This is a genomic window from Microbacterium sp. Bi98 (assembly GCF_918698045.1).
GTDB lineage: Bacteria > Actinomycetota > Actinomycetes > Actinomycetales > Microbacteriaceae > Microbacterium.
In genome coordinates this window covers 139,338-150,040 of record NZ_CAKKLK010000001.1, presented here as the reverse complement: position 1 = coordinate 150,040, position 10,703 = coordinate 139,338, and the positions used below count along the sequence as shown (strand labels likewise).

Here is a 10,703-nt window from a genome sequence, read left to right as displayed (position 1 = left end):
AGGAGCACTCGTGCTCACATTCCCTGACGGCTTTCTCTGGGGCGCTGCGACCGCAGCCCATCAGGTGGAGGGGAACAACACGACCAGCAACTGGTGGGCCATGGAGCATGCTCCGGGCTCGACGATGGTGGAGCCCTCGGGCGATGCCGCCGACCACTTCCACCGGTACCCGGAGGACATGCGGCTGCTGGCGGATGCCGGTCTGAACTCGTACCGCTTCTCGATGGAGTGGGCGCGCATCGAGCCCGAGCGCGGCTTCGTGTCGCGGGCGATGCTGGATCACTACCGCCGCATGATCGACACGGCCCGGGAGAACGGTCTGGACCCGACGGTGACGCTGATGCACTTCACGGTGCCGCAGTGGTTCCAGAAGGACGGCTTCTGGCGTGCGGACGACGCGGTCGACCTGTTCTCCCGCTACGTCGAGACCGTGCTGCCGATCCTCGAGGGCGTGACCTACGTCTGCACGATCAACGAGCCGAACATCGCGGCGATGCTCGCCGGGGGAGAGGATGCCTCGAACCTCGTCGCCTTCGGACTGCCGAACCCCGACCTCGCCGTCGCGGACACGCTGCTCGACGCGCACCACCGGGCCTCCGAGATCCTGCATTCCGTCTCGGGCGTGCAGGCCGGATGGACGATCGCGACGCAGGCCTTCCACTCCACCGGTGAGCCGGGGGCGGACGAGATGCTGGCCGAGTACGGCGACCCCCGCGACCACTGGTACCTCGATCAGTCGGCCGGTGACGACTTCGTCGGCGTGCAGGCCTACACCCGCACCTTCATCGGCCCCGAGGGTCCGCGTCCGGTCGCCGACGACGTCGAGACCACGCTCACCGGCTGGGAGTTCTTCCCCGAGGCGCTCGAGATGGGCGTGCGCAGCGCGTGGGAGCGCAGCGGCGGCGTGCCGGTGCTCGTCACGGAGAACGGCATCGCGACCGGCGACGACACGCGGCGCATCGCCTATACCCAGGGTGCTCTCGAGGGACTCCACCGTGCCATCTCCGACGGCATCGAGGTCAAGGCTTACCAGCACTGGAGCGCACTCGACAACTACGAGTGGGCGAGCGGATTCCGCCCGACCTTCGGCCTGATCGGCTTCGATCACGAGACGTTCGAGCGTTCGCCGAAGCCCTCGCTCGCCTGGCTCGGAGAGGTCGCACGCCGCAACGGGCTCTGAGCCGCACGACCCCGGGGCCCAGCCCCGGGGTTACGCTCTGATCATGACCCACGCAGTCCGCGCGAAGCGCGGAGACAGGCTTCGATCGGCGGCCGCCGGCTTGAGCGCGGCCGTCGTCGCGGTCGGCCTGGCAGAGCTGGTCGCAGCGATCGTCGAGCCGAGCGCGAGCCCCTTCGCCGTGATCGGCAGCGGTCTCATCGATCTCGCCCCCAGCTGGGCGAAGGATGCGGCGATCGCACTGTTCGGCACCGGCGACAAGGTGGCGCTGATCACCGGGATAGCGGTGGTCCTCGTCGGGGTCGCCGCGCTCGCCGGCATCCTGGAATCCCGCCGCGCGGGCGTGGGATCCGCGATCCTCGCCGCTCTCGGCGTGCTGGCGCTGGTGGCCGCGATGATCCGTCCGGGCGCGGGCCCCTTCGCCTGGCTCCCCGGTCTCGTCGCCGGCGCGACCGCGGTCGTCGCGCTGCGGCTGCTCATGCGCAAGGTGCATCCGATCCCCTATCTCCGCGCCGAGCATGAGGAACGCCGCCAGTTCCTGCTGTGGACCGTCGGCGTCGCCGCGACCGGCGTCGTGGCGCTCGTCATCGGCAGCGCAGCCCGCGGCGCGACGAGGTCGATCGAGGCGATCCGCTCGACGTTGCGGCTGCCGAAGGCTGCCGCCCCCGCGCCGATGGTGCCGGCCGGTGCAGAGCTCGACATCCCCGGCCTGGCTCCTGTCGTGACCCCCAACGCCGACTTCTACCGCATCGACACCGCACTGATCGTGCCGCGCATCGACCCGGCCGACTGGTCGCTGCGCATCCACGGGATGGTCGATCGCGAGATCGTGATCACGTGGGACGAACTGGTCGCGCTGCCGATGCAGGAGTCGCACGTCACCCTCGCCTGCGTGTCGAACCAGGTCGGCGGGGACCTGATCGGCAACGCCCTCTGGCTCGGGCATCCGGTGCGCGATCTGCTCGCGAGAGCGGGAGTCGATCCCGACGCCGACATGGTGCTGTCGACCTCATCCGACGGGTTCACGGCCTCGACGCCGATCGAGGCGCTCACCGACGAGCGCGATGCCCTGCTCGCGGTCGGCATGAACGGCGATGCGCTGCCTCTCGAACACGGCTTCCCGGTGCGCATGGTGGTGCCGGGCCTCTACGGCTATGTGTCGGCGACCAAATGGGTGACGGACCTCGAGGTCACCCGGTTCGACCGCACGACCGCCTACTGGACCGACCGCGGATGGTCGGAGCGCGGACCGGTGAAGCTGCAGTCGCGCATCGACGTGCCCCGGCGGGGGACCAGGATCGAGGCCGGCGACGCCGTCATCGCGGGCATGGCGTGGCAGCAGCACGTGGGCGTCGAGGGTGTGGAGGTGCGGATCGACGACGGTGAGTGGCGTCGCGCCGAGCTCGGCGCCGCGATCTCCGACGACACCTGGGTGCAGTGGCGTCTCGACTGGGCGGCCGAGAGTGGAGCGCACACGATCGAGTGTCGCGCGATCAGCGCCGACGGGGAGACGCAGACCTCGGATCCGGCCGATGTCGTGCCCGACGGCGCCCAGGGGTGGCACCGCATCGAGGTGTCTGTCGCCTGAGCGTAACGACCCCCTGCATCCCACCTAGAATTGTCCCCATGCCCGCAGGCGAATCGTTCTACATCACCACGCCCATCTACTACCCCTCCGATGTGCCCCACATCGGTCACGGGTACACCTCGGTGGCGGTCGACGCGCTCGCGCGCTGGCACCGGCAGGGCGGCGATGACACCTGGATGCTGACGGGCACCGACGAGCACGGCCAGAAGATGCTCCGTGCCGCGGCCGCGAACAACGTCACTCCGCAGGAGTGGGTCGACAAGCTCGTCACCGAGGCGTGGTTCCCCCTGCTCGAGACGCTCGACGTCGCGAACGACGACTTCATCCGCACGACGCAGGAGCGCCACGAGACCAACGTGCAGACGTTCTTCCAGCGTCTCTACGACCGTGGCTACATCTATGCGGGCGAGTACGAGGCGCTGTACTGCGTGGGCTGTGAGGAGTTCAAGCCCGAGTCCGAGATCGTCGACGGCACCGGTCCGTTCGAGGGCCTCAAGGTCTGCGCCATCCACTCGAAGCCGCTCGAGCTGCTGCAGGAGAAGAACTACTTCTTCAAGCTGAGCGAGTTCCAGGACCGTCTGCTCGAGCTCTACAAGACCCAGCCCGACTTCGTGCGCCCCGATTCGGCGCGCAACGAGGTCGTCTCCTTCGTCAGTCAGGGTCTCAAGGACCTCTCGATCTCGCGCTCGACGTTCGACTGGGGCATCCCGCTGCCGTGGGACGAGTCGCATGTCATCTACGTCTGGGTCGATGCGCTGCTCAACTACGCCACCGCCGTCGGCTACGGCTCCGATCAGGAGACCTTCGACCGCCGCTGGCCCGCCTATCACGTGGTCGGAAAAGACATCCTGCGCTTCCACGCGGTGATCTGGCCGGCTCTGCTGATGGCCGCAGGGCTCGATGTGCCCAAGGGCGTGTTCGCGCACGGCTGGCTGCTCGTCGGCGGTGAGAAGATGTCGAAGTCGAAGCTCACCGGCATCGCGCCGACCGAGATCACCGACGTCTTCGGATCCGACGCCTACCGCTACTACTTCCTCTCGGCGATCGCGTTCGGCCAGGACGGCTCGTTCTCGTGGGAGGACCTCTCGGCCCGCTACCAGGCGGAGCTCGCCAACGGCTTCGGCAACCTCGCCTCGCGCACCACGGCGATGATCGAGAAGTACTTCGAGGGCATCGTGCCGCCGCCCGCCGACTACACCGAGAAGGATCTCGAGATCCAGAGGATCGTCGCGGATGCCGCCTCGAATGCAGATGCCGCGATCGAGCAGTTCCGCATCGACGAGGCCATCTCGTCGATCTGGACGATCGTCGACGCTCTCAACGGCTACATCACGGAGAACGAGCCGTGGGCATTGGCACGGGACGAGTCTCAGCGCGGCCGTCTCGGCACCGTTCTCTACACGTGCGCCGAGGGACTTCGCGCGCTCGCCGTGCTGCTCTCGCCCGTGATGCCGCAGTCGACGGAGAAGCTCTGGGTCGCCCTCGGCGCCGCAGAGAGCCTCGGACGTCTGCAGGACCAGCCGATCCGCGAGGCCGGAGCCTGGGGCGTGCTGCGTCCCGGCACCAGCGTCGACGGTCTCACCCCGCTGTTCCCGCGCGTGGAGTCCACCGCCTGAGCATGACGTACGTGCAGCAGCGAGACGGCGGCGGGCGCAAGGATCTCCGGTATCCCGCGGCTCCGGAGCCCCTTGCCGTGCCCGTCTACGACAATCACGCGCATCTCGAGATCCTCGACGGCGATGAGCCGCTCTCGTTGACCGAGCAGCTCGATCGTGCGGCGGCCGTGGGCATCGCCGGGGTGGTGCAGGCATCGGGTGACATCGAGTCGTCCCGGTGGGCGGTCGAGGCCGCCGAGTCGGACCCGCGCGTGCTCGCGGCTGTCGCGATCCACCCGAATGATGCGCCCGCCTACGCCGAGGAGGGTCGTCTCGATGAGGCCATCGCGGTGATCGACGAGCTCGCGGCGCACCCGCGAACGCGGGCGATCGGCGAGACGGGTCTCGACTTCTTCCGCACCGAGCCCGAGCGCCGAGCGCCGCAGTTCGAGTCGTTCGAGGCGCACATCGCGCTGGCGAAGAAGCACGGCATCGCGATGCAGATCCACGACCGTGACGCGCATGACGCGGTGCTCGAGACGCTGAGTCGCGTCGGGGCGCCCGAGCGGACGGTCTTCCACTGCTTCTCCGGCGACGATGCGATGGCGAGGATCTGCGCGGATGCGGGTTACCACCTGTCCTTCGCCGGCAACGTCACGTTCAAGAACGCGCAGAACCTGCGCGACGCGCTGAAGGTGACGCCCCTGGACCGCATCCTCGTCGAGACCGATGCGCCGTTCCTCACCCCGACGCCGCTGCGCGGTCGTCCAAACGCCCCCTATCTCGTGCCGATCACGGTGCGGTTCATGGCGGCGGAGCTCGGCATCGAGGTCGACGAGCTGTCGACCCGACTCGCCGCAAACTCCCTGCGGGTCTACGGCTCGTTCACCGACTGATCCGCCGGTGCGGCACTGACGATCTGCGAGATCGGCTTCCAGACCAGGACAAGGGTCAGCGCGGCGCCCACGAAGGCGAACCACCACGGAGCCGTGAGACCCCAGACCTGGGCGATCACCCCGCCGAGGGCCTGGCCGATGACCATGCCGCCGAACACGCCGACCATGTTGACCGAGGCCACGCGGCCCTGCAGCTCGGCGGGGACCAGACGCTGACGGACGGTCGTCGAGATCGTGCCCCACACGAACGCGTAGGCGCCGAACACGAACATGATCACGAGCGCCACCCAGCCCGCGGTGGTGAGTGCGAACGCGAGGTGCATCAGCACCTCGAGCGAGAGGACGACGCGCATCAGCGTCGCGAACGACACGTGGCGCTCGAGCCAGCCGAAGCAGAGGGTGGCGAGGATTCCTCCGGCCGCCGAGGCGGTCGTCAGGGCGCCGTAGCCGACCGCGCCCATGTTGAGATACTCCGTGGCATAGAGCACGAGCACGCCCCACGGGGCCGCCCAGGTGACGTTGAAGACGAGGATGATCAGCACCAGCATCCGCACCGGCGGGTTCTGCCACAGCCAGCGGAGTCCCTCGCCGATGTCGGTGTGCACGTGCGACTTCACGCCGTCTCCCGTTGACCGGGGCGGCACGGGGGTGCGGGCCATGCGCGAGATCAGCACGACCGCGAGGAGGACGCAGAGGATCTCGAGCAGGAACGGCCACGCCGCGCCGGCGGCGAAGAGGAACGCGCCGAGCGGCGGCCCGGCGAACTGGTTCGCGACCAGATACCCGGCCTGCAGCCGCGCGTTGCCGATGCCGAGGTCGGCCGGCTTCACGAGCATCGGCAGCAGCGTGCTGCCGGCGGTGTCGACGAAGACCTCCGCCGTGCCGTAGAGGAAGGCCACGGCGAGCACGATCCAGATGTTCGCGGTTCCGGTGAGCAGGAACGCGCAGAGCCCCGCGAGCGCCACGGCCCGTGCCGCGTTGGCGAACATCACGAGGCGCCGACGGTCGAACCGGTCGGCGATGGCTCCGGCGTGCAGCCCGAACAGCAGCCACGGGAGGAACTGCAGGATCGCCCCGGACGCGACGAGGATGGGCGACGACGTCATCGACGCGATGAGCAGGGGAGCGGCCGCGAGGGCGACGCCGTCTCCGACGTTGCTCGTCCACGATGATGCGAGCAGCCAGCGGAAATCCCTGCCCATGCGCCGTGGTGCGATCAGTTCACCGAGGGAGGGCATCACAGCAGACTACTGGGCGGCTCGGACACCGGCGGGGGTGGGGGACAATGGAGCAATGACAGTCACCCTGCTCGGCGCCACAGAGATCCGCCGGCTCGCCGCCGAGCTCGATGTCACCCCGACCAAGAAGCTCGGACAGAACTTCGTCGTCGACGCGAACACCGTGCGCAAGATCGTGCACGCCGCCCGCGTCCAGCAGGGGGAGCGGGTCGTCGAGGTGGGCCCGGGGCTCGGCTCCCTCACCCTCGCGATCCTCGAGGCCGGCGCATCCGTCACCGCTGTCGAGATCGATCACCGGCTCGCCGCCCGGCTCGCCCAGACCGCCGAGGAGCACGGCGTTCCCGCCGACATGCTCACGGTCGTCGATGCCGACGCGCTGCGCATCACGGAGCTGCCGGGCGAGCCGACCGTGCTGGTCGCGAACCTGCCCTACAACGTCTCGGTCCCCGTGCTGCTGCACTTCCTCGAGAACTTCTCCTACCTGAAGCGCGGTGTCGTGATGGTGCAGGCCGAGGTCGCCGAGCGCATCGCGGCCAAGCCGGGCTCCAAGATCTACGGCACCCCGAGTGTCAAGGCGGCCTGGTACGGCGAGTGGAAGCTGTCGGGCACCGTGTCCCGTCAGGTCTTCTGGCCGGTCCCGAACGTCGACAGCCTGCTCGTCGGATTCGACCGGTCGGAGGGCGAGCGCGGCACAGAGGACGAACGCCGACTCACCTTCAAGATCGTGGATGCCGCCTTCAACCAGCGCCGCAAGATGCTGCGACAGGCGCTGTCCGAGCTCTTCGGCAGCTCCGCCGCGGCATCCGCGATCCTGATCGCGGCCGGAGTCGCGCCGACCGCTCGTGGCGAGGACCTCACGGTCGATGACTATCACCGTATTGCGCGGCACGTCGCTCAGATCGAAGACGCCGTCGTCACCGACTAACCTGGCACCGTGACCGACTCTCCTCGCTTCCGTCCGAACATCCCCGAGCTCCACCGGCCGTACGCCGCCGATGAGAGCCGCTACCAGCAGTTCGAGTACCGCCAGGTCGGCACCTCGGGGCTGTTCCTGCCGCCCATCTCGCTGGGCCTGTGGTGGAACTTCGGCGACAACATCCCGCTCGACAACCAGCGCGCGCTGCTGCGTCACGCCTTCGACCGCGGCATCACGCACTTCGATCTCGCGAACAACTACGGCCCGCCCTACGGCTCGGCCGAGAAGAACTTCGGCCGCATCTTCGCCGAGGACTTCCGCCCCTACCGCGACGAGCTGATCATCTCGTCGAAGGCGGGCTGGGACATGTGGCCGGGTCCGTACGGAGACTTCGGCAGCCGCAAGTACATCCTCGCGAGCGCCGAGCAGTCGCTGACCCGCATGGGCCTCGACCACGTCGACATCTTCTACTCGCACCGCGCCGATCCCGTGACGCCGGTCGCCGAGACCATCGGGGCGCTCGACACGCTCGTGCGCCAGGGCAAGGCCCTCTACGTCGGCATCTCGTCGTACAGCGCCGAGCGCACGGCCGAGGCCGTCGCCGTCGCCACCGACCTCGGTACCCCGCTCGTCATCCACCAGCCCGCCTACTCGATCCTCAACCGTTGGGTCGAAGACGGCCTCACCGACACCCTCGAGCAGTCCGGCGTCGGTACGATCGCGTTCACACCTCTCGCGCAGGGGCTCCTCACCGACAAGTACCTCGGCGACGGCACGGCCGCCCGTGCGCAGAAGCGCGGTTCGCTGCCGGATGCGCCGCTGTCGGATGCCGCCGTGCAGACCCTCCGCTCGCTCAACGCCATCGCCGAGCAGCGCGGGCAGTCCCTGGCGCAGATGGCGATCCAATGGACGCTGCGCAACCCGGTCGTCGCCTCCGCGCTGGTCGGGGCATCGCGTCCCGAGCAGCTCGACGAGAACATCGCCGCCGTCAACGGTCCGGCATTCACCGACGACGAGCTCGGCCGCATCGACGAGGCGGCCGGTGCCATCGACGTCGACCTGTGGGCGACGTCGACGGAGCTGTGACGGGAACACCGACATGAGCTTCGCCGCCCCCGTCGACTCCGTGCACGTGCGCGCGCCCGGCAAGATCAACGTCTATCTCGGTGTGGGCGGCCGCCACGACGACGGGTATCACGCGCTGGCCACGGTGTTCCAGGCGGTCTCGCTCTATGAGGACGTGATCGCCCGGCACGCCGACGACTTCTCGATCACCGTCTCGGGCGTCGACGACCCCGACACCGTGCCGCTGGACGATCGCAACCTCGCGATGCGCGCCGCCAAGCTGCTCGCGACCGCGGCCGAGTACGACGGCGGGGTGGCGCTGGAGATCCGCAAGAGCGTGCCTGTCGCCGGAGGCATGGGCGGCGGGTCGGCGGATGCCGCGGCCGCTCTCGTCGCGTGCGACGCACTGTGGGGTACCGGGTTCTCGACCGCCCGCCTGCATGAGCTGGCCGCCCGGCTCGGCGCGGACGTCCCGTTCGCGTTGCACGGCGGCACCGCCGTCGGAACCGGCCGAGGAGATCAGCTGAATCCCGCGCTGGCGAGCGGGCGGTTCGACTGGGTGCTCGTCCCGAGCGATGACGGGCTGTCCACGCCCGTCGTGTATGCGCGACTCGATGCGCTGCGAGACGCTGAGGGCTCTCTCGCCGACGATCCGCCGCTGTCGCTCGAGGTGCCGGCTCCCGTGCTGCAGGCGCTGCGTTCCGGCGATCCCGAGCTGCTGTCCGAGAGCATCTACAACGACCTGCAGGAGGCCGCCCTGTACGAGCGGCCCGAGCTGGAGACCACGATCCTGCGCGGCATCCACGCCGGCGCTCTGCAGGGCATCGTGTCGGGTTCGGGACCCACCGTCGCTCTCCTCTGCCCGAGCCCCGAGGGTGCGCAGGAGGTCCAGTCGCTGCTGCGTGAGCACGGACTCGAGTCGCTGCACGTGCACGGGCCTGTGCCCGGCGCGCGCATCCTCGCCTGACCCGGCCCGCCCGCATCCTCGCCTCGGCGAGGTGCGCTCCGCGCGCCTGGCATACATAATGAAGAGACGGTGTGACCGTGCACATACAAGGAGGTCTGTGATGTCGACTGCCTCCGAGCGTGCCCGGATGCCGAGCATCCGCGACGTCGCGAGACTCGCGGGGGTATCGCACCAGACCGTGTCGCGGGTGCTGAACGACCACCCCAGCATCCGTCCCGAGACGAAGGCGAAGGTCCTCGACGCCATCGCCGTGCTGGACTACCGCCCCAACCTCGCGGCGCGGGCGCTCGTGACGAGCAAGTCCAACATGCTCGGCATCCTCTCGGCCACGGTGGGGGAGTTCGGACCGACGTCGTCGATCGTCGGCATCGAGGACGCCGCTCGCGAGGAGGGGTACTCGGTCTCGACCCTGAACCTCTCGGCCACGACGCCCGAGGCGATCGGCAACGCCCTGCGGCAGCTGGCACGCGAGCAGGTCGACGGCATCGTGGTGCTCGCCCCGCAGGTCCGGGCGTTCCATGTGCTGAAGGGCATGGCGGTCGAGATGCCGTTCGTCTCGCTGCAGACGGCCTCCGGCTCCGACGGGGTGACCCTGTCGGCCGACCAGGTCGCGGGCGCGCGCACCGCCACCGAGCATCTGATCGGGCTCGGGCACAGCGACATCATCCACATCGCCGGGCCGCAGGACTGGATCGAGGCCGAGTCGCGCATGCGCGGATACCTCGATGCTCTGCGGGAGGCCGATCTGCCCACCTTCCCGCCGATCCGCGGAGACTGGACGGCCGACTTCGGGTATTTCGCGGGGCAGGAGCTCGCCCGACGGCGTGACTTCACGGCCGTGTTCGTCGCGAACGACCAAATGGCGATCGGGCTGCTGCACGGGTTCAGGGATGCCGGCATCCGCGTGCCCGAGGACGTGAGCGTCGTCGGGTTCGACGACATCCCGGTCGCGGCGCATGTCGCACCGACGCTGAGCACGGTGCATCAGGACTTCCCCGAGCTGGGTCGCCGCGCCGTGCGCATCCTGCTCGCGCAGATCCGTGGTGAGCAGGTGCCGCAGTTCGGGCCCCTGCAGACGACCCTTCGAACGCGGGAATCGTCCGCGCCTCGATAAGGCCACATTTTCGCGAGTGGTCTTGACACCGTCTCAGCGAGCGTAGACTATGTAATCCAATGTGAACGGTCACATCGAAGGTGACCGCCCGTCGCGAGGAAGATCTTGTGAGCACCACAGCAACGTTGCCGGTCGTGTCAGGCCCCA

9 protein-coding genes are annotated in these 10,703 nt (G+C 68.9%); 8 read left to right on the top strand and 1 reads right to left on the bottom strand.

Annotated features, from left to right (window positions below):
• Positions 1–10: 10 nt before the first annotated feature.
• The 4 genes from LQZ85_RS00685 to LQZ85_RS00670 are packed head-to-tail and all read left to right on the top strand — an operon-like array spanning position 11 to position 5,256.
• A complete protein-coding gene (locus tag LQZ85_RS00685) occupies positions 11–1,180 on the top strand; it encodes a family 1 glycosylhydrolase (protein WP_053097102.1) in 1,170 nt (389 codons plus the stop codon).
• A gap of 43 nt (positions 1,181–1,223) precedes the next feature.
• Entirely contained in the window at positions 1,224–2,765 is a 1,542-nt protein-coding gene (locus tag LQZ85_RS00680; protein WP_056280004.1) for a molybdopterin-dependent oxidoreductase, read from the top strand.
• Positions 2,766–2,803: 38 nt separating this feature from the next.
• The gene (metG, locus tag LQZ85_RS00675) at positions 2,804–4,381 is read left to right on the top strand and encodes a methionine--tRNA ligase (RefSeq protein ID WP_056280006.1); all 1,578 of its coding nucleotides are present in this window, start codon (positions 2,804–2,806) and stop codon (positions 4,379–4,381) included.
• Positions 4,382–4,383: 2 nt separating this feature from the next.
• Positions 4,384–5,256, top strand: a complete 873-nt coding sequence (locus tag LQZ85_RS00670) for a TatD family hydrolase (protein ID WP_056280008.1) — start codon at positions 4,384–4,386, stop codon at positions 5,254–5,256.
• On the opposite strand, the gene LQZ85_RS00665 is transcribed toward LQZ85_RS00670, so the two are convergent.
• Positions 5,235–6,494 (bottom strand): MFS transporter, encoded by a 1,260-nt coding sequence (locus LQZ85_RS00665; protein ID WP_056280009.1) that lies wholly within the window; start codon positions 6,492–6,494, stop codon positions 5,235–5,237. The two genes, LQZ85_RS00670 and LQZ85_RS00665, sit on opposite strands and share 22 nt — an antisense overlap.
• 55 nt (positions 6,495–6,549) lie before the next feature.
• Here LQZ85_RS00665 and rsmA point away from each other — a divergent pair, with 55 nt between their 5' ends.
• The 4 genes from rsmA (at position 6,550) to LQZ85_RS00645 (ending at position 10,556) form a co-directional block, all read left to right on the top strand.
• Positions 6,550–7,419 carry a 16S rRNA (adenine(1518)-N(6)/adenine(1519)-N(6))-dimethyltransferase RsmA gene (gene rsmA, locus LQZ85_RS00660; RefSeq protein ID WP_056280012.1) on the top strand — a complete coding sequence of 290 codons (870 nt, stop codon included), beginning with the start codon at positions 6,550–6,552 and terminating at the stop codon, positions 7,417–7,419.
• A 9-nt stretch (positions 7,420–7,428) separates the two neighbouring features.
• Positions 7,429–8,496: an L-glyceraldehyde 3-phosphate reductase gene (mgrA, locus tag LQZ85_RS00655; protein ID WP_056280014.1), complete on the top strand. Its 1,068-nt coding sequence runs from the start codon at positions 7,429–7,431 to the stop codon at positions 8,494–8,496.
• Between the two features lie 13 nt (positions 8,497–8,509).
• The gene (locus LQZ85_RS00650) at positions 8,510–9,442 is read left to right on the top strand and encodes a 4-(cytidine 5'-diphospho)-2-C-methyl-D-erythritol kinase (protein WP_230100336.1); all 933 of its coding nucleotides are present in this window, start codon (positions 8,510–8,512) and stop codon (positions 9,440–9,442) included.
• A gap of 100 nt (positions 9,443–9,542) precedes the next feature.
• A complete protein-coding gene (locus tag LQZ85_RS00645; protein WP_053097086.1) occupies positions 9,543–10,556 on the top strand; it encodes a LacI family DNA-binding transcriptional regulator in 1,014 nt (337 codons plus the stop codon).
• The last annotated feature ends 147 nt before the right edge of the window (positions 10,557–10,703 follow it).